Origin of the sequence: Paenibacillus methanolicus (assembly GCF_008124765.1) — a bacterium.
Classification (GTDB): domain Bacteria; phylum Bacillota; class Bacilli; order Paenibacillales; family Paenibacillaceae; genus Paenibacillus_Z; species Paenibacillus_Z methanolicus.
This window is the reverse complement of the sequence record NZ_VNHS01000009.1, coordinates 393,202-413,647: the sequence shown is the minus strand read 5'-3', so window position 1 is coordinate 413,647 and position 20,446 is coordinate 393,202. Positions and strand designations below refer to the sequence as shown.

General features: G+C 58.2%; 13 protein-coding genes. 6 read left to right on the top strand and 7 right to left on the bottom strand.

The annotated features are described in order from the left end of the window. Nucleotides 1-49 precede the first annotated feature (49 nt). The 7 genes from BCM02_RS24280 to BCM02_RS24255 form a co-directional block, all read right to left on the bottom strand. The gene (locus BCM02_RS24280) at nt 50-355 is read right to left on the bottom strand and encodes a hypothetical protein (RefSeq protein WP_148931704.1); all 306 of its coding nucleotides are present in this window, start codon (nt 353-355) and stop codon (nt 50-52) included. A gap of 112 nt (nt 356-467) precedes the next feature. After that, nucleotides 468-692, bottom strand: coding sequence for a DUF6199 family natural product biosynthesis protein (locus BCM02_RS36725; protein ID WP_484217501.1), 225 nt, complete (start codon nt 690-692; stop codon nt 468-470). 395 nt (nt 693-1,087) lie between these two features. After that, nucleotides 1,088-1,570, bottom strand: a complete 483-nt coding sequence (locus tag BCM02_RS24275; RefSeq protein ID WP_148931703.1) for a hypothetical protein — start codon at nt 1,568-1,570, stop codon at nt 1,088-1,090. Nucleotides 1,571-1,939: 369 nt separating this feature from the next. After that, nucleotides 1,940-2,338, bottom strand: a complete 399-nt coding sequence (locus tag BCM02_RS24270; RefSeq protein WP_246183531.1) for a hypothetical protein — start codon at nt 2,336-2,338, stop codon at nt 1,940-1,942. 209 nt (nt 2,339-2,547) lie between these two features. Next, entirely contained in the window at nt 2,548-10,299 is a 7,752-nt protein-coding gene (locus tag BCM02_RS24265; RefSeq protein WP_187434387.1) for an S-layer homology domain-containing protein, read from the bottom strand. A 1,006-nt stretch (nt 10,300-11,305) separates the two neighbouring features. After that, entirely contained in the window at nt 11,306-12,526 is a 1,221-nt protein-coding gene (locus tag BCM02_RS24260) for an MFS transporter (RefSeq protein WP_148931701.1), read from the bottom strand. A gap of 481 nt (nt 12,527-13,007) precedes the next feature. Further along, nucleotides 13,008-13,595, bottom strand: coding sequence for a TetR/AcrR family transcriptional regulator (locus BCM02_RS24255; RefSeq protein ID WP_148931700.1), 588 nt, complete (start codon nt 13,593-13,595; stop codon nt 13,008-13,010). Between the two features lie 487 nt (nt 13,596-14,082). Here BCM02_RS24255 and nikA point away from each other — a divergent pair, with 487 nt between their 5' ends. Genes nikA through BCM02_RS24225 form a run of 6 tightly spaced genes read left to right on the top strand, consistent with a single transcriptional unit; the run spans nt 14,083 to nt 20,315 of the window. Beyond that, on the top strand, nt 14,083-15,627 hold the full coding sequence (gene nikA, locus BCM02_RS24250) for a nickel ABC transporter substrate-binding protein (RefSeq protein ID WP_148931699.1): 1,545 nt from the start codon (nt 14,083-14,085) through the stop codon (nt 15,625-15,627). After that, nucleotides 15,628-16,572 carry a nickel ABC transporter permease gene (nikB, locus tag BCM02_RS24245; RefSeq protein ID WP_148931698.1) on the top strand — a complete coding sequence of 315 codons (945 nt, stop codon included), beginning with the start codon at nt 15,628-15,630 and terminating at the stop codon, nt 16,570-16,572. Next, on the top strand, nt 16,572-17,420 hold the full coding sequence (nikC, locus tag BCM02_RS24240; RefSeq protein WP_187434386.1) for a nickel transporter permease: 849 nt from the start codon (nt 16,572-16,574) through the stop codon (nt 17,418-17,420). Before nikB ends, nikC begins: the two co-directional genes overlap by 1 nt. Further along, nucleotides 17,417-18,217 (top strand): ABC transporter ATP-binding protein, encoded by an 801-nt coding sequence (locus BCM02_RS24235; RefSeq protein ID WP_148931697.1) that lies wholly within the window; start codon nt 17,417-17,419, stop codon nt 18,215-18,217. Before nikC ends, BCM02_RS24235 begins: the two co-directional genes overlap by 4 nt. After that, nucleotides 18,214-18,978: an ABC transporter ATP-binding protein gene (locus BCM02_RS24230; protein ID WP_148931696.1), complete on the top strand. Its 765-nt coding sequence runs from the start codon at nt 18,214-18,216 to the stop codon at nt 18,976-18,978. The genes BCM02_RS24235 and BCM02_RS24230 overlap by 4 nt, the downstream gene beginning before the upstream one ends. Continuing rightward, complete coding sequence (locus BCM02_RS24225) at nt 18,975-20,315, top strand: MATE family efflux transporter (protein WP_148931695.1); 1,341 nt, start codon at nt 18,975-18,977, stop codon at nt 20,313-20,315. Before BCM02_RS24230 ends, BCM02_RS24225 begins: the two co-directional genes overlap by 4 nt. Nucleotides 20,316-20,446: the final 131 nt, after the last annotated feature.

The following is a 20,446-nucleotide window of genomic DNA, read 5'->3' as shown; positions in this document are numbered from 1 at the left end:
AGCAGAGCTGAAGGATAAAAGAGCAGTCCATTGTGCATTATTTCACACCTTAAAATATCAAAAAAGCTGTCTTGACATCTTGTAGCACCATAAACAAAACACCAAAATTCAGAGATAGATGGAACAACCCGTCTTTTGAAAAGATTATCATCCTACCTTTTTCCTTAAGCAATTCACGTTGTTTGTGTAGGACATAAAATAAATAACCAAAAATAATGCAACTTCCCAACGGAAAAGTAATTAGTTCATTTGTTTCGATTTCCCCCCCCAATAAAATATTCAATAATCCAATAAGACCCCCTAAAATATAGCCCGCAAAATAGTAGTATCTTCTTCGCCATAGTAATTTGAACATTATCTACATCCCCCTAGTTAACCCGTATTTTACAGTATCGTTCCCAGTTAGTTCAGTAGAGGTGGAGGGGGCCACCAACCGTACCGCTTGCAGCACTGGGGCGATATATGTATTACTTAGTAAATCCCCCCGAAACTACAACAATTACCAATGTAATCCCCACAGCTACAAAAACATATCCACTTGCTTTGCAACGCCTAATATCAGAGCGAGATGGTTTTTTCTTTAATGTATTCGTAGCGGTAGTTCGATACATAAATACTGGAAATAAAATGAATAAAAGACCCCACACAACCGGAATCAAACAGGCTAATGCCGCTAGTAACCTATCTTCCACGTACTTTTCCTCGCTTTGTTTTTCTAATATTACGCCCTATCTTCTTAGAAGTTTCTCATGGTTCATTGATGTAATCTGCCCGTTAGTTCAATGACGAACGGCAGCCGATCGACTGACCGACTGCCGCAATATTCATTGAACTATCGTTCTCCGTTAGTTCAATTTGTAGGGCTTACTTTAGTTCATTTTCTTCTAAAGCTCTTTATTACAAACATGACGAACAATATAACCATAAGTACACTTAGGATAACGTAAATCAATGTTGAGATATAAATGTTCGCTTTCTCTCCCCTCTAAATTACTGCCCTTAACCAGCTAATACGGCTTTATACCTGGAAAGTAACGTTCGCCGATAGTTTAATTCCTCGTCGTGTTTAACTTGCGCTACTTCATCTTCATTTACTGTATATTTCTTCGCCTTTGGCATTAGTAACTGAAATATTTTGTACCGTGGTTTTACTGAAGTTGGATATTATTAAACCCTTTTTGTGAGTGATTCCCCTTGATTCAATTGTTCCATCTGAATATTTCACATTAATATACGTGGCTCCTTTATTCTTTAAATCATCATGTAAAATAATCGCAATGTAGGGTACTCCATTCCCCACAGTTATCAAGTCTTTATCGTTTGATCCCCAGGTTAACTTATGATCATATAACTCTTCATGCTGGTCAGAATACAGTGTTATTAATGAGTTCTTCAGCAATATTAGAGCACAGTCCTTTATCCAAATGCTATCCAGAATCTCTAAATTGTTTTCTGCTACATATGTTGTTATCTGTTCGTTGGTTGGTGCAGAGTAATTCAAAGCAGGCTCTTTAGAGCATCCTGTGAAAACAATTAAAACCAAAAGATATGTAATTAGCTTCAGCTTCATTAATTTCTCCTCTCATCGAAGAATTTTGCTAATTCCAATAAGCATTAATACGTTTCCAAACACTGGAAAGTTGCGCTAAACTGCCCGATAGTTCAACGACGAGCGGCTGCCGATCAACTGGACGGCTGCCGCTATGTCCATTGCAGTCTTTGAAAATAACGATTGTATCAGTATCTTCACTAGTCGGGTCACCATACAACATACGTACCCCATGTGATTCATGGTCATATGATGGCGTTTTTAACTTCGCATCAATATAACCTATATGACGTAGCCGGTTCATAATTGCTGCTTGCTCTCATAACCCGATCCTCCTCCGAGTTCGCACTAAAGCAATGACAGTTGCTGACGATGATGACGGGATTAATATTAGCAAATTACATTTCCATTCCAATCCACGAAAACGAGACTTTCTTTTCCCATCAAACTCCATTCAATAATGGTTTTCACAAGACCCGGCGTTATAACCTCGTCATCCCACAAAGGCGTCTGTACCCTAACCCAACTGCTACGACCGCCATTTTTCAATCCGCCAAATTCCAAGCCCATAACTACAATGAACGGGATTCGCACTTGTTTGGATTGTCCAACTTCATAGGAAACGATAAACTTTTTATCATCCGAAACAATAAAAAGTTTGATTCGCCCGTAGTCTTCATCATCTTCTTTGACATACCAAAAATAGCTTCTTTCGCAATGAACGAGCTTTCTTTTTCCCTTTGTATTAACACCCAATTTTGTCGTCCCCGCTTTTTTTCGTCTGACCATTATTATAATCCACTTTTTGAATTAGCCACCACGCTGCCCGTTAGAGCTTAATGCCCTTTGCCAGTCTAAAACTTTATTTTCCTCCTCAGGCGAAAAGTATATTCTCTCCCATTCAAAGCTAAACACAGATGTTCTAACCAAGATACAGAGCAGAAGACGCAAAAAGGCAAAAAGGCCGGCGCTCGCGCCGGCCCTTTCGTCCGTAAACCTTATTCTTGCGTAAGCCCCAGCTTCTCCGCCAGACGGCGCAGTACCGTTGCCGCTTGCGCTCGAGTGGCTACGAGATCCGGCTCGAACCGCGTCTCGCTGACGCCTTGCACCAAACCGGCCTTGATGGAGGAGGCGACGTCGCCTCTCGCCCAGCCGTCGATGGCCGCCGCATCGTAGAACGGTTGGAGCAGCTGCTTCGCTTCTGCTGCCGACGCATCGGAAGCCCCCTCGGCAAGCTGGCGATATACGCGCCAAGCCATGGCCGTCATTTGCTCCCGGGTGACGTATTCGTTCGGGTTGAACTTCCCGCTTCCGTCACCGGTGATCAGCTTCCGGTCGTAAGCGACGCGAACCGCGTCGTAATACCAGGCGCCCGGCTGCACGTCTTCGAATGGCGAAGCGCCGCCGCTAGCCGGCTGGCCGCCGACGATGCGGGCGAGCATCGCCGCGAATTCGGCCCGCGTGACTTGACGGTCCGGTTCGAACGACTTCGCCGTCACGCCGCCGACGAACAAGCGGGCCGCCATCCAGTCGATGGCATCCTTCGCCCAATGCCCGCCGATGTCCGCGAAGACGCTCGCGTAGATCATTGCGGCGAAGTAGTCCGCATCAAGCGGCAGTCCCTTCGCGTTCGGAAGGTCCGACGCGTACTTCCATTCCTGCGCCGCTTGGTTATAACGATAGATAGCGGTAGCCTTGCCTGCTTCCGGCCAATGCGCCATAGCGGCGTCGGCACGGGATGCGGACAGCTGAACACGGCTTTCGCCCTCCGCGGCGGTTGCCGTTAATCGGTACAAGCCCGATGCCGCGGTCAATCCGCCGAACTTCGCTCGCAAGGTATCCAGCCATGCTTGCTCCTCTTGCGCGGAGGCACGGTCGAGTGCGAAGTGCACCGCCGTCGCCTTGCCGCTCATGCCGGATACCCAAGCATCCGCGTGGATGACGACCGACATCGAATCGGTCTTCAGTCTCAGTTTGACTTTGGCTTCGGCCAAGGCGCGGAACGCGTCGGCCGGAAGCGCCACGTCGTACGCATCGGCGCCGGACGGGAGTTGAACATATAGCTCGCCGCCCACCGCGGCTTTCAGCGCGTCAAGGACGGTCTTGCTCTTCAGGCTGACGACCGCCTGCTTGCGTCCTTGTTCGGTCGTCTTGGTCGCGACCTCGGCATCGCGGCCGATATCGGCGACATCGCCTTCGGACGGGATTGGAACCCCTCCGCCGGAACCGCCGCCAGAGCCGCCGCCCGGACCTGGTCCAGGCTGCGCCGTGCGCGCGATGGTCAGCGTAAACGTCTTAGTCACGCCAGGATGGTTCGCGGCTTCGACCAAGATCGGGATGATGCCGTCGCTCGGGATTTCGATCGTCTTGAACGTATCGCCCGCAAGCGGCACGCCGCGGATGGACATCTTGCCGCCGGCCGCCGCCGTCGCCTTCAGGCGGAACGAGACGGCTTTCTCCGAGACTTTGATCGTATAGTCGGTTTTGTCCTTCGCGAACGGCTCGGTCAGCGTGCCGTCTTCAATGACGAGCGCGCCGAGCGTCGCATCCGGACCGCCGACCGCTATCGTCTTCGCTTCGGACGGATTGCCGGCCAGATCGGCCGCGGCCCCCGCCGCGGCGCGAACCGCTATACCGGCGCCTTCCGGCAGCGCGCCGCCCAGCGTCAGGACGACCGCGGTCGGCTTCTCTTCGCCTTCCGGCAGTTCGACGACCGCCGACAAGATGGATGCATGCGCGCCGGTCAATTCGAACGACTCCGGATTCAGTAACGCGTCCGTGGCGAGCGGCTCGTTGAACGCGAGGCGCACGACGCGATTGCCTCCGATCAGCTCGGCGCTCGCCGGCACGGGGCCTTCCGCATCCCGGCGGACGGCGCGCGCGATGCGCTCGTCGCCGGCCAGCATTTTGACGCCCGCATAGCTGGTGAACGATTGAGGCTGGACAGTGACCGTATAATCGACGCCTTCCTGCAAGCCGTCTCCGCTCGGCGTGAATCTCGCCTTGCGCGAGAGCGGGCCTTGCTCGCCTTCTTGAATCTCCGCGTAAGCCGCGGCGCCTTCCAAGGCGGCGCCATCCGGACCGGTAACGGTAATACCGCCAGCCGCGATCGGACCCGCCGTCTTCACGTATTTGCTAAAATCAATGTCGATGTAGCTGCCATCCTTGCCGATGACGGCTTCCACGCCGGCGACGATCGGCGGCGCCATGGAGATCAACCCCGCGTTCACGTCGAAATGAGGCGGCGGCACGATCAGCTCCGCGCTGCTCGCCGTTTGATAACCGTTCTTCTCCCAGACGACCTTCCATTTGCCTTCCGGCACGTCCCAGCCGTAGCGGCCTTCGCCGTCGGTGAGCTGCGGATTGATCTGGCCGTACTCCGGGGCGTCGGTCCAGACCTTCCATTCACCGGTGACCTTGTCTTGGTACAGTACCGTTGCCTTCACGCCCGTCAGACGGTTCGATGGCACCGCTTCGTACACATAGCCACTCGGATCGTAGATCCATTTCAGCTTGGCGTAGACGCGTTTCAATCTTTTCTTATAAATGTTCTCCGGATCGAGATCGTCGTAGTTCTCGTCTTCCTCGCAGCTCTGCGGGTCTGTCGGACCGACCGACTTCACCTTGTCGATCTGCTCGTCGACGTAGCTGTCGATCTTATTGGAAACGTATTTGCCGGCGAAGCCGCCGACTACGCCGACCGGACCTTCGAGCATCATCGCGCCCGTCCAGGCCCCGATCGCCGTCTTCGCGATTTCGCCGCCGACCGTCACGAGCAGCGCTTTGCCCGCTTGCTCTCCGGTCGCCTCGATATTCTCCGGACACAGCGTCGCGGCTTCGACGTTGTCCATGATTTTCGTGATTTTGCCCGCGTAGTCGCGGTAGCCTTGGTACTGCTCCTTAATATCGGATAGCGGGGCGGACGCTTCCTTGGCGAGCATGGAATACTCGTGGGTCACTTCGACCATGCCCTTCTGATAAGGCGTCGCATCGATGTCGAGCTCGTCGAGCACTTCCAGCGGATCGAATCCGCCGCCGTCGTCCAGCGTCGCGAAGGATGCCGAGCGGCTCGCCGCTGCGAAATCCGGGAAGATGACCGACCCCGGCACATATCCTTTAACCTTCACGTTGACGCGGTCGCCATCTTCCTCCACGTCCATGCTGACGTTGTACATCAGCAGACCGGTCGCTTCGGCTTCGACGATCTCCTCCACTGTCGGGCGGTAGGACGTCTTCGTCGCGCCGATCGTCTGCTTCGCCTCCAGGCGATAGCCCGGAAGATCCGGGAATTCTATGACGGCGCTGCCCGTGTATACGTCGCCATCCCGTTCGAACGGCGTTTTCTCCACGATGTCGAAGTTTTTCATCTTCGCGGGCAGCGAATTCCGGGTTTCCTCTTCCGTCGGGATATCGCGGCTGACGATGACTTTTGGTTTGACGGTATCGAAATCGACGTACAGTCCGCCAAGGGCGCCCGACGTCGTCGGCACCGTCGCGCGGAACAAGCCGTCCGCGCCTTTCTCCGCCGTGACCGGCCCGCCGATCTGGCCGCCCAAATAAATCCGGGCGTTCTTCACCTTATCCGGCTCGCTGAATTTCAAAATGAAGGCGAACGGATTGCCCGGCACGACCGTGTACGGCAGCTGGGCGACGCCCTGCTCCACGTTCATCTGCAGCCACTTGCCGTTCGGATGCTGCGCCAGAGCGATCTGCTGCAGCACCGGCTCATTCTGGCGATACGTGACCACCTTGCGATCCGTGCGGAGCTTGCGTCCCCCGTTCTCGGCTTCCGCCCAGAGCAGGTGAATGTCCGAGCCGTCCGAATTCGTCAGCTCGATCGTGCTCTTCCAGATGCCGGACACGTTCGCATGCGCCGTCCCGAGCAGCTGGTTGTCGTCGTAGATCCGAACGTCGCTGCCGGCCGGCGCCGTGCCGAGCACTTGAAGGGTCGAGGACGCCGTCTGCGCCGGCGCTTCGATCGACACGCGCGGCACCGCAAGCTGCACGAGACCGAGCGACTCGTTGATATTCGCGCCTCCCGCCGTGCCTTCGATTCGCGCGGACAACTGCGTCTTGCCTTGCTCGTAGCCGGCGGCCAACTTCGCCTGCAGCACGACCGTGCCTTGCGCCCGCTTCTCCACGTTGCCTAGCGGCACATCGACCGTATTGCCGTTTAGTACGGCCGTCGCGGCAGCGCCGTTCAGCTTCACCGGGATGCGCGTGCCGCCAGGCTCCGTGACGGGCGAGACCCCTTCGGGCAGCACGATCTTGAGCGTCGCCCCGGTGACCGCATCCGATCCGTGGTTCTGGTAGAACGCGCGCAGATTAACCGTCGCGCCAGGGGAGACTTCGTTCGGTTGGGCCAAGAAGCCGTTCGCCGTCACATGGAAGAAGTACCCCGCCGGCTGCAGCGTGATCGTCCCGACGTCCAGCGTCTCTTGCTCCCGGATGACCACTTGCTTGAACGCCGTCGCCATTTTGTTCGTGACCGGGTCCCTGCGGTTGAACTCCAGCCGGTACGTGCCCGCCTTCTTGGCGTACAGCTCGAATCGGCCGTTATTGAAGCTGTCCGAGTTCGCGTAGACCAGTTCATCGCCGACGACTTCGTACAGATTCGCGTTAATCCGCGCGTTGCCGGAGGCTTCGACCGTGCCGGTCAGCACGCCGCCGTTCTCCTCGATGCGCAGCTCGACCGTGCCGTTGGCCTTATCGTCCAACGCGATCGTCCTGCACGCGTCGAACGGTCCGTTCAGCATGCCCGATACGCAGGCTTGAACTTCTTCGCCGGGTTGCCCCTGAAGCTGGATCGCGTTCTGATAATAACCTGAGCGGCCTCCAAACTTCGTGCGAAGATCCGTGCGGAAGCGCATTTGCTCCATGTCGACCGGGCCTTGCCATTGTCCGCCCACCATTTTGACATAAACCTTGAACGTGACCATTCCGGACTCGGCCATGCGAACCGGAATATTCAAGGTGGTGGTCTTATCTTTCTCCACGACGGCCTTCAGGCCTTCTTCCGAATTATAGTGATAGGCCGTCTGGGCAGCCTGGATGGCGACCTCGCCCGCGTACAGCGTAAATTCGTAAGCGCCGTTCATGTCGGTGAACGCCTTCTGCACGATCGGTTCGCCCTTGTACGTCTGGGTCGTCGTGACGAGCGCGTTGAACACCGGCTCGCCGCCGCTGGTCACCACCTTGCCCTGCAGCTTGCCTTGCGGCGAGCGGGTAACGGTGATCGGAATTTCGGTATCCCCCGGCTTCAGCGTGAACGGCAGGTTCGCCGGCTGCTCGTACTGGGTGCCGCTCACGTCGATCTTCGCCGTCAGCTTTTTCGTGACATTCTCGGTCTCGGTCCAGCCCGTGAAGCCTTCCGCTTCCGACTGGAAGCCGGCCAAATAATCGTCGCCCGCCTCGTTCCAGACTTCCACGCCGATACCGGACACCGGCTTATTGTCTTGATCCGTCACCTTGAACCGGTAGCGCGCGGTACGCAGTACCTCCAAGGTCAACTCCGTTGATAGACCTGCCGCAACCCGGAAGTCGGTCAGTTGGCCAAGCCCCCTGCCGCTGCTCGCGTAGAGCGTCAAATTGTATTTGTCTCCGGGCGTCACGCCTTCCATGACGATCGGATCGCCGTTCTTCAGCGCCACCGTCGTCGAACCGCCGTCCTGCTGATTAACGGCCAAGAGATAGGCGCCGCTTAGATCGATCTCGCCCGGATTGACGAACGCGACCTTCACGCTGCCGGCCACCGCGACCGGCAGCCCTTCCGCCGGCTGCTCGACCGGTCCGCCCGCCGCGCCCGTCATCGACGCGCTCACCGAGGTTAGTTCGGCGATGCCCTCACGAATCGGAAAGACGGCCGAATAGGTGCCGGTGCCCGGAATCGTCTCGATCAGATTCACGGAAGCTTCGGCCGCGCGCGGGGCGGGAAGCCGCTCTCCCGCTTCGTCCAGCCAATCGGCATAGACGATCTTCGCCGCAATCGTCCGGCCGGTCTTCGCTTTCGCTTCGATCATCAGCTTGCCGCCGAGCATGGGCATCCGCTTCGGCGAGAGCCGATCGAACTTCAGGCTCACGTCGAGCGTCCGGTCATCGGCCGCCGTCGCGACGCGAAGGCTCGGTCCGCCGGCCGTCGCGACGTCGTCCGCGCCTACGGCTTCGATCCGGAACGCGTACTCCGTCGCGGGTGTCAGCCCCGTTGCCAAATAGGACAGGGCCGTACCGTTCACGTCCTCCAGCCGTTCGCCGTCCTTGTAGACGCGATAAGTCTTGATTCCTTGCGGATGGGAGGCCGGCGTCCACGTAAGCGCGATCGAATCCGTCTTCACGTCGGCCGCTTCCAGCTTGCTGCCGGCCGGCCAGGTCGGCGCCTGACCGCCGCCGCTCGTCTTGGACGCGATGAACAGGCCGACCATCGTTATGTCTTCGCCCGTTGTCGGGTCCTTGACCGGGTAACCGGCATTGAAGGCCGCGACGGCGCCTTCGCCGCTGATCGCCAGCTCCGTGAGCGGATCGGTCAGCTCCTTCTCGGAGCCGGCCACGCTCACGTTCCGCACGGTGCCCGCCTCCAAGTCGGCGATCCACGCGCGCTCGAAATCCGCCGTTGTCGGCCACGTCTGGAACGAGAGGAACTTGCCGTCCGCGCTAAGCAGCGGCTGATAGCTCTCGAACGCGTTCTGCGCTCCGTTCTCGTCGACGGATACGCGCTCGACCGCGGGACTCGATTCCCGGTATACGTAAATATCCTTCTCGTCGTTCGTGTCGTCCGCAACTAACGGCGCGTACGATTCGAAAGCGACGATCGCGCCGTCGGCGCTCATCGACGGCGCGCCGCTGGAGCGATCCGCTTCGCCTCCTGCGGCAGGAGCGCTGATCAACTTCGCCAGCTTCGTCTGGCGGTCGAAGACGAACACGTCGTTGTTGCCGTTCTCGTCGCCCTCGACCAGATAAGGCGAGCTCGACTCGAAGGCGACGTATCGCCCGTCCGCGCTGATCGACGGCTTCTCGCTGTTGCCGCCCGCCGCGTCGTCCGGATTCTCCGCATGCGCCGGGATGCTGACCAGCTCGCTCGCATCGCGGTCGCGATCGTAGACGAAGATGTCGAAGTTGCTTTCGTCCCCGTCCGCTAGATCGTCCGCGCTGGATTCGAAGGCGACGAACCGTCCGTCGGCGCTGATCGACGGATTGTCGCTCATGCCGTTCACGGGAAGGCCGCTCGCTTGCTTGCTGACGAGCGTAAGCGCGTCTTCCTTCCGGTCGTACAGGTAAATTTGCGGATATGCGTCTTCCATCATGCGCTTCTTGCCCGAGAAGGCGAACCAGCGCGCGTCATCCGACATCGAGAAGCGAACCGGCTCTTTGGTTTCCGACGGCTGCAGCTGCAGGACGGATTCCAAGGACCCGCTCTCGCGGTCGAAAAGCATAAGCTGCGAATGCAGCTCGCCTCCGGCCGGATCGCTTACGTATCGATACGAGATGAAGCCGGCGAATCTGCCGTCCGGCGTGACGCGGACATTGTCCGCGACCACGGGCGTCAGATCGTCATAAACTTGATGGAGATGATTCCACATCGCCCCTTCTCCCCCGTTCCCGTCGTCCATCGGGACGATCAGACCCGGGAAGCCCGGCAGCGATTCTTCGGCTTCCGCCGTTCCCCATCCCGCGAATAGACCGCCGCCTAATAAGGCAACGGATAGCAGGAAGGCGATCATGCGCATGCCCAGGTTGTAGTGTGCCTGCTTTCTCATTTTGAGCCTCCTATAATGCTTGTTCATTCGTGTATCCTTTGCTGCAAGATAACAACCAACGGTAGCGCGCCCGAGATGTTCCTTCACCTCCTTCGCAGAATCGAATCGTCTGGGCGCGTTAATTGGTTGGTCAGGCGATCCGGCACGAGAGCTTGTCGCCGCAATCTCGATTGTCGCGCCTTGTTGATGGCATTTCCTAATGGGTGATTGCAAGTTGCTTTTCTACGCGTCGCTAACAGTCCTTCTATGGTTCGGCATCAAGAAAGCAATGAGCGTTAGCGTTATTCCGCCATCGCGTATGGATGCAAGAGTCGCGAGGGGCCGGGTAAGCGAATGGGCAGAACATACGAGGGAGTGTTGCGTTAGCGGAACCAATCGCGGCGGCATTCATGCCGACCGACTCGCCGATGACGCTCTAGAATCGCCGGGATGACATGCTTAACGAAAACCTGCGGGAATAAGGAAACAGAGTCTGCGGATCATAGCGGGAATGCAAACACGTAAGCGGGTATGCGGGTTGATGATGCTCGTAGAGGCACAACTCAAAGAGGATTGGCTTCATTGCTTGTAGTTGCGGATGGCCTAATTGAAAAGAGTCAAAAAATAGGATCGGTTGGAAACTTGGATCGGTTGGAGTCTTGCCGAAGTGGTTTCTTGCAGAGGAATATCCATCATTTGCACAAACCATATGCTACCACATCCCTTCGCGCGATGGAAGTCCCGCATGTCGGGATTTCCTCTCCTCGAAATTGGGATCATAGACGACCCTACCGCATAGCCCACCCCAGTAGACGTTTCACCTCGGCAGCGCCACGATTCCGCCCCTCATCGGAACGCCTTCAAGGAACAGCATGCCGATCAGCGGCGCCCGCGCCCCATCTTAGGCGCTCGCCTAGAAAATGAAGACTAACCGTTCGTTATTATTGCGTATCCTTTTATTCGCCGGTAACAGTGGCCACGCATACGAAAAAGCCGGTCGTCGCCGACCGGCTTTCATGCATAGTGTCTATTGTTGGCTTGCCGCCGCGCCTGCCCCCTGATCGCTGCGCGAACGATCGCGCATGCTCAGCATGAAGCATAAGAACAAGACGACAAAGGCGAGCGCGTACGGGAAGTTGATATCGACGTCGAACAAAAATCCCGCAACGATCGGTCCGATAATATTGCCCAGGCTCGTGAAGGCCGAGTTCAGGCCGGCGACGTAGCCCTGCTGATCCTCGGCGACCATGGACATCTGGGTGCCGATCGCCGGACGCAAAATATCGATGGCCAGGAACACGATGAAGGTGACCGCGAAAATCATCCAGAACTTGTGCACGAACAACGTCAGCAGAATGAACACGCCCGCGAAGAGAAGGCAGATCGAGATGACGCGTTTCTCGCCGAAGCGCTTCAAGATCCAACTGAACGCTGTCAACTGAACGACCGCGCCGGCGATCGAGCCGAACGTGATGATAAAGGCGATATCCTTCGGCTCGAAGCCGAACTTGTGATCCACGAACAGACCGAACACCGTCTCGAAATTCGCCAAGCCGAACGATAAGACGAAGACGATGATCAAGCTTAAGAAATACGGCTCCCGGTAGGCGTACCGCAATTGGGTGAGCATACCGACGCGAGGCTTAGACGCTCCGTCGGCTGGCGCGGATGCCGCCTCTCTCGCGGGCCGCGACTCCGGCAGGATGAACATATTGATGAGCGCCGCGAGCACGCCCGCGACGGCCGCGAAGTAGAACGGCACCCGGATGCCGAACTCGGCGATATAGCCGCCGATGCCAGGGCCGATAATGAAACCGGTCGTGATGGCTGCGTTAACGTATCCCATCCCCGCCGCGCGCTCCTCCGTGGTCGTCACGTCCGCCGCGTACGCCATGACGGCCGGCATGATCATGGCCGCGCTAATACCTCCGAGCATCCGCGCGATGAACAGCACCGTCGTCGAGCTGGCGTAGCCGAACAACCCTTCCGAGAACGCGAACAGCAGCATGCCGAGGACGATCATTCTCTTCCGTCCGAACGTATCCGACAAGCGGCCCGCCAGCGGCGAAGCCAGCAGCTGCGTCAGGGAGAAGGCGGCCACCAGCAGGCCGACGATCCCGCCGGTAATATCGAGGCTCTCCATGAACTTCGGCATAATCGGAATGACAAGGCCGATGCCGGTGAAGACGAGGAACAGATTGAACATGAGGATGAGGACGGCGCCCCGGTTTTTGAGTAATAAGGTCATGCGTTGGTACCTCCGATTGCATAATACTGAATTTTCGTTCTAGATGTGGGCAAAAAAAAGCATAACAACTTGTCGCTGAATGTTGAATTCCCTGTCTTTCCGACAGGGAACGCAAACCAATCAGCTTACTTGCCGCTGAATGCTGCATTCCCTGTCTTTCCGACAGGGAACGCAAACCAATCAGCTTACTTACCGCTGAATGCTGCATTCCCTGTCTGTCGACAGGGAACGCAAACCAATCAGCTTACAACCGCTGAATGCTGCGTTCCCTGTCTTTCCGACAGGGAACGCAAACCAATCAGCTTACTTACCGCTGAATGCTGCATTCCCTGTCTTTCCGACAGGGAACGCAAATCAATCAGCTTACTTACCGCTGAATGCTGCATTCCCTGTCTGTCGACAGGGAACGCAAACCAATCAGCTTACAACCGCTGAATGCTGCGTTCCCTGTCTTTCCGACAGGGAACGCAAACCAATCAGCTTAGGCGATGCCATGCAAAAACACATCCATGGCCAGCCGATATGTCGCCAGCGCTTCCTCTCGTTCCATCCGGCGCGTATGCTGATTGAGCCCCAGCATCAGCGCGTCCAATATAATGGCGAGCCCGTTCACGTTCGTCACTTTGAACTCGCCGCCGTCGACGCCTCGCTGCAGCAGCTGCCGATTGAAATCAATATAGCCCTGGACCATCTCGTTCAGCCGTTCCTCGATGTCCGACGCCTTCTCCGCGTTATTGAAAAACTCGTCGACGGCCTTGGTGAGCGGGTGGTTCAGCTGATCGTGGGCCAGATGCTCGGCGATGCCGTACAATTTCTCGATCGTCGTCGGGTAGAGCGATTCCTTGACGAGCCAATTGTCCTCCCATTCCCTGTTCCACTCTTCGATCAGATGGAGGAACAGCCCTTCCTTGCTCTTGAAATGATAATAGATATTGCCGGCGCTGCATCCCGTCGCCTTCACGATTTCTTCGATCGCCGTCGCTTTGTAACCTTTCTGCACGAACAACGCGCGCGCCGCGTCGGCGATTCGTTTCTTCGTCTGCTCGGTTTGCTGCTGCTTTTTGTTCAAATCGGTCTCACCTCGTCGCCTAAGCGGCCGCTCGAAGCGCGCCGCCGCGTCCCGTTTCATAATACTGAAGATTTATTCAGTATAGACGATAAACGGTGAACTGGCAAACCCCATCCGGCGCCAAGGCGAGATTTTCGCGTGGTAGATGCTCCCTTCCTAAGAAGGACCTGGCGCCCGCCACCCCCATCGTCACAATCCGGTCAAAAACTTATTCGCGTGCGGGATTGACGTCCTCTATGCCGGTTGCTATACTTCTTTAATGTAAAGTTTACGAATATATCATTTCGCGCCCGACAGATTGATAGCATGCCCAACCCTCATGTAAGTAGCCGGACTTCGAGTCCGGCTTGTTCATACGATACAAATCGTAATGATTACACACGACCGCGCATTCTAATCGTAATGATTACGCGTTTTCACTTCATCAAATCGTAATGATTACACCCTAATCTCGCAAACTAACTACACTATCGGAGGAATAAAACAGATGACCAAACGCACACGTACTCGCACTCGAAGCAGTTTGCTAGCCTTAATTCTCCTATCGGTTCTGATGTTGACCGCCTGCGCTTCCGAACCGGCCGGCCATGCGGAGCCGAAGAAGAGCGTTAACCTGCTCTTCAATTTCGCCACGAGCTCGCTCGATCCGAACGTCGATTCCAGCTACGTCTCGCTTCGCGCCGGCATTACCGAAACGTTGAGTCACCTCAATGACGAGAGCCTCGAGATCGAGCCATGGCTCGCCGAGAGCTGGGACAGCAAGGACGGCCAGAACTGGACGTTCCAACTACGCGATGACGTGATGTTCCACAATGGGAATAAGATGGATGCCGCGGCGGTGAAAGCTTCGCTCGAGCGGGCCATGACGGACAGCGTCGCGATCCAGAACGCCCTGCGCATCGAATCGATCGACGCGAGCGGGCATACGTTGACCATCAAGACGACCGTTCCGTTCCCCGAATTCCCGTCGGAGCTCGTCCATCCGAACACCTCCATCATCGACGTGACGGAGACGGACTACATCAACAAGCCGATCGGGACGGGCCCCTTCGCCGTCTCCGCCTTCACGCCGGGCGCCTCGGTCGATCTGATCCGCTACGACGGCTACTGGAATGGACCCGCCAAGCTTGCGGCGGCCCGGTTCTCGTTCAATGAAGATGCCAACGCCCGCTCCCTCGCCCTGCAATCGGGCGACGCCGACATCGTGTTCCGGCCAGCGGTCGAAACGTTGGATACGTTGAAGGCGCTAAGCGGCGTCACGGTCGATTCCACGTCCACGTTCCGCGTGCACCAAATTACGATGAACCTGGACCGCAAGCCGCTTCAGGACGTCCATGTCCGCAAAGCCATCGACGCGCTGATCGACCGCCAAGCGATCGTGGATACGATTCTGTACGGTCACGCCGAAGCGGCCAAGGGTCCGTTTCCGTCCAGCTTCTCCTTCGCGCCGGAATATGCCGGGAAGCAGAGCGGACTGGATGCGGCCAGATCGTACCTGCGAGAAGCCGGTTATATGGAAGCGGACGGCGTCATGCAGAAGAACGGCGAACCGCTCGTCCTGAAACTCCTGACGTACAGCTCGCGCGCCGATCTGCCGCTCATCGCGCAAATTATGCAGTCCGATGCCGGGAAGCTCGGCATCGACGTGCAGATCGAACAGATCGAGAAGCCGGAAGAATATATGGCGGCGAACCGCGATTGGGATTTGGCCACCTACAGCAATTTGACGGCGCCGCGCGGCGACGCCGGTTATTATTTGAACGCGACGTTCCATCCGAAGGGCGCCTTGAACTTCAGCGGCGTGCAAGACGCCGCGTTAACGGCGCTCATCGACATGCTGAACGGCGCCATCGGGCAGCAGGCTCGCTCGGAGCTGGCGGAGCAGATCGCGGTCTACGTCGACGAACAAGCGTATAACTCGTTCGTGCTGCACCCGAACACGCTCGTCGCCTACAAGTCCGATAAGGTCGCGAACTGGGTAACGTCCCGGAGCGAATATTACATGCTTACGAACGAACTGGATGTGAAGTGATTGTTTCGAATTTTAAGACGGCGATTCCTCGAGGTCGCGATTTTCCTGCTGGCGATTTCGTTCATCAGCTTCCTGTTCGTGCGACTTGCTCCGGGCGATCCAGTACTCGCCATCCTTCGCGTGGAGGACGTCTCCGTGACGAACGAGCAGGTCGAGACGCTGCGCGAGGAACTCGGGTTCCATGACCCGCTGCTCGTCCAATACGGCCGCTGGCTCGCCGACTTCGCGCGCCTGGATTTCGGGAACTCGTACATGACGAATCAGCCGGTCATTGCGATGATCTTGGGCGGCTTGCCCGCCACGCTCGAATTGACGGCCGGTTCGCTGCTATTCATGCTGATGGTCGCCATCCCGCTCGGCTCGCTCGGGGCGCTGCGCCCCGGCCGCTGGATCGACCAGGTCGGCCGCGGGGTGTCGCTGTTGGGCGCGGCGATCCCGAGCTTTTGGCTGGCGCTTATCTTCATCGACTTGTTCGCCGTACGTTGGGGGATTCTTCCTCCCATGGGGCGGGACGGGCTGATCTCGGCCATCCTCCCGTCCCTGACGCTGGGCCTTGCCATCTCCAGCGTGTATGTGCGCTTGCTGCGCTCTAGCCTGCTCGAATCGCTAAGCCAGGAGTTCATTCGCGCGGGCCGCGCCAGAGGTTTGACGGAGACGCGGCTCTTCTTCGCGCATGCCTTCCGCCACAGCCTCCCGCCCGTCGTGACCGTCTTCGGCGTCAGCTTGGGCAGCCTCATCGGCGGCGTCGTCGTCATCGAAGTCATCTTCGCCTATCCCGGCATCGGCAAGCTCGTGGTCGATTCGATCCGCGCGCGCGATTACCCCGTCATCCAAGGGTACATGCTGGTAATGGCCATCATCGTATTCGTCGTGAACAGCGCGGTGGATCTCTCCTACCGCTATCTCAACCCGGCGCTCAGACTACAGGAAAGGAAGAGAAGCTAATGGAGCTCGCGCTCGCCGGCAACACCTCGACACTCAGGAAGCGGCTAAGAACCGCGGCGCTGCTCTTCATGCTCGCATGGCCGGCGGCGGCCGCCGTCTACGCCTTCCTCGTCTTGAACTATGATCCTTCGCTCGTTAGTTTGGCCGATCGCCTATTGCCGCCGAGCTTCGCGCATCCGCTCGGCACCGATCATCTCGGACGCGACGTCTTGACGCGGCTGCTGCTCGGCGCCCGGCAGACGGTCGGCTACGGCCTGCTGGCGCTGATTGCCGCGGTGGCGATCGGCGTGCCGCTGGGCATCTGGGCCGGGTTCAAAGGCGGTCTCGCCGACCGGATTCTCATGCGCATCGCCGATGCGTTCCTCTCGTTCCCGGATACGATCGTCGCGATCGTCCTGACCGGACTGCTCGGCGCGGGGCTCGAGAATCTGCTGCTGGCGATCCTCGTCGTGAAATGGGTGAGCTATGCCCGCCTCGCGCGCAGCACCGTCCTGACCGAGCGCGGCAAAGACTACGTCTTAATGGCCCGCATCAACGGTCTGCGGCCCGGACGGATCATGTCCAAGCATCTGTTTCCCCATCTGATCGGCCACGTGCTCGTGCTCGCCAGCCTGGATGTGGGCAAAATCATTCTGCTCATCTCCTCGCTGTCATATATCGGACTCGGCGCCCAGCCGCCCGCGCCGGAGTGGGGCGCGATGCTGAACGAAGCCCGCCCGTATTTTCAAGCCCAGCCGTCGCTCATGGTCTATCCCGGCCTCATGATCGTGTTCGTCGTGCTGCTCATGGGGCTGCTCGGCGACTATTGGCGCGACAAATTCGATGTCCGGAAAGAGGTGCGGCCATGAGCCTGCTGACGGTCAATCGCCTTTCTATCGCCGGACCGCGGCAGCCGATCGTCCATGAGCTGTCGTTCGACATCCGGGCGGGAGAATGGTTCGCGGTCGTCGGCCAGAGCGGCAGCGGCAAGAGCGTCGCCGCGTCGGCGATCGGGCAGCTGCTGCCATCCAATCTGAAGGCAACGGGCGAGATCCGATACGACGGCCGCAATCTGCTCGCCTTATCTCCTGCGGACATGCGCCGCATCCGCGGCCGGCAGATCGCGTATATTTTCCAGGATTACCAAGGCGCCTTTACCCCGTTCCATACGATCGGGCGGCACTTCGACGACGTGCAGCGGCTGCATCTGTCGCTGTCCAAGGATGAACGCCGGCAGCAAGCGGAGTCGTCGCTCGTCTTCGTCGGCTTGTCCGAGGAAGTCTATGACCGCTACCCGTCCCAGCTCAGCGGCGGCCAGCTGCAGCGGGCGGCCATCGCGATCGCGCTCCTGCCGAAGCCCGACTTGCTGATCGCCGACGAGCCGACCACCGCGCTGGACAGCGTCTCGTCGTTCCGCGTGCTGGAGCTGTTGTCCCGGCTGCAGAAGGAGAGCGGCTGCGCGATTCTGTTCATTACCCACGATTGGCGTCACGTCCGGAAGTATGCGGATCGCATCGCGGTCATGAAAGACGGCCGCATCGTCGAGGCCGGAGATGCGCAAGAGGTGCTCCATCGGCCGCGGCATCCGTATACGGAGCTGCTCATCCAATCTTCGCCATCGCTTAGCCGCTTCAACCGACTATCTTCTTCAGAGGTGACATCATGAGTCTGCTACGCGCGCAGCGCATCCACAAATCCTATACGACCGGAACGCCGGTCCTTCTTGACGTGAGCTTCGCGCTGGAGAAAGGGCAATGTCTCGGGCTGGTCGGCGAGAGCGGGTGCGGCAAGAGCACGCTGGCACGCTGTCTGCTCGGCATCGAGCATATCGACGACGGAAGCCTGCTATTCGAAGGCGTTCCGATTCACGGCTTGAGCGAACGCCGGCTTCGACCGTATCGGAAGCATATTCAGGCGGTGCTGCAAAACCCGTCCGCGGCGCTCAATCCCAAGCTGACGATCAAGGACTCGCTGCTGGACCCTTATTTGCAATTCGGCGATCAAGTCCGCTTGCGGCATTTTCAATACGCGAACCGACACGATTTCGCGCGGCAGCTGCTCGAAGCCGTCGAGCTTCCCGCGGCCCTCGCCGATCGTTATCCGCACGAGCTGAGCGGCGGCCAGAAGCAGCGCGCGACGATTGCGCGGGCGATCAGCATCGAGCCTTCGGTCATCATTCTGGACGAGCCGACCGCAAGCCTAGACGTACTGTCGCAAGCCGCGGTGCTCGGCTTGCTCGACCGCCTTCGGGAGCAGCTGGGCATCGCTTATCTGTTCATCTCGCACGATCTCGCAGCGGTGCATGCGATGAGCCAGGCGATCATGGTCATGCAAGACGGCGCGATCGTCGACCATTTTCGGAAGGAAGAACTCTTCGACTCGGAACGCCATCCGTATACGCAAGAGCTCGTGGCGATGTTCGAATGAAGAACTCGACGATCACGCTGCCGTCCCACCGCGCTTATCTCGCTTTGGCGCTGCCGCTCACCTTGTCGACGATTACGACGCCGCTGCTCGGCGCCGCGGATACGGCGATCATCGGCCAATTGAACAACCCAGCCTATCTAGGCGGCGTCGCCGTGGGGACGCTCATCTTCAACACGTTGTATTGGCTGTTCGGCTTCCTGCGCGTGAGCACGTCCGCCTTCGCGGCGCAGGCCGTCGGCGCGGGCGACAAGGACGAAGGCATCGCGGCGTTCGCGCGCCCGGCGCTCCTCGCGCTTGCGATCGGGCTGGCGTTCATCGGCCTGCAGAACCCGATCTTAAGCGCGGCGCTCCGCCTGATCGATCCCGCGCCGGACGTGGCAGCCCAAGCCGCCCTGTATTACGAGATCCGCATATGGGGCGCGCCGCTCACGCTGCTCAATTACGTGCTGATCGGCTGGCTCATGGGGTTGTCGCGCCTGAAGGCGACCTTGTTCGTGCAGATCGCGATGAACGTCGCGAACATCGCGCTGGACGTGCTGTTCGTGCGCGCGCTGGATTGGAGCGTGGCCGGCGTGGCCGCGGCGACGCTGATCGCCGAAGGGCTGGCCTGCGCGGCCGGTTTGGCGCTGGTCGTTCGATCCCCGATGTGGAAGCAGTGGCGCGCGGATCGGAATTCGAGGTGGAAGGCGTGGTTCCGGGCTTCGAAATGGCGGACGATTCTGTCCGCTAACAGGGACCTGATGATCCGGACCGCCTGCCTGCTGGCCATGTTCAATCTGTTCACCTCGCGTAGCGCCGGTCTCGGCACGGAGATGCTGGCGGCCAACGCCATTCTGCTGCAGCTGCACTACATCATGGCCTACTTCTTCGACGGATTCGGCAATGCCGGCAGCATCTACGCCGGACAAGCCCATGGCGCCCGAAGCGCGCCGCTGCTGCGAAGAACGCTCCGCCTCTCCTGGATGTGGACGGTCATCGTCGCGCTCACGCTGACGGTCATCTACGGCCTGGTCAAGCGACCGGCGATCGGACTGTTCACCGAGCATGCCGGCATTCGGGAGCTGGCAACGTCGTATAGCGGCTGGCTGCTTGGTTTTCCGGTCAGCGCCGGCATCGGTCTCGTGTTCTACGGCGTCTTCACCGGGATGACCGAGACGCGCCCGATCCGCGATTCCATGCTCCTCTCGCTGGCGCTGTTCCTGCTAGCCGCCTTCGTTCTGGTGCCGGCATACGAGAACAACGGGCTGTGGATCGCGTTCCTCGTGTTCGCGTTCGCAAGATCCGTCTTTCTTGCGCTGTATGTGCCGCGATTGGTACGAAAGCTCGCTTCCGGTTAATTTTAATGGTTCGCGCGTTTTGAAACGTGCGGAAAGGGCCGGCGCTCGAGCGCCGGCCCTTAGAATATCGAAAAAATGATAACATCAATATCTGCAGCTACTTACAAGAATCAGTCACGGAAGCGTCGGGA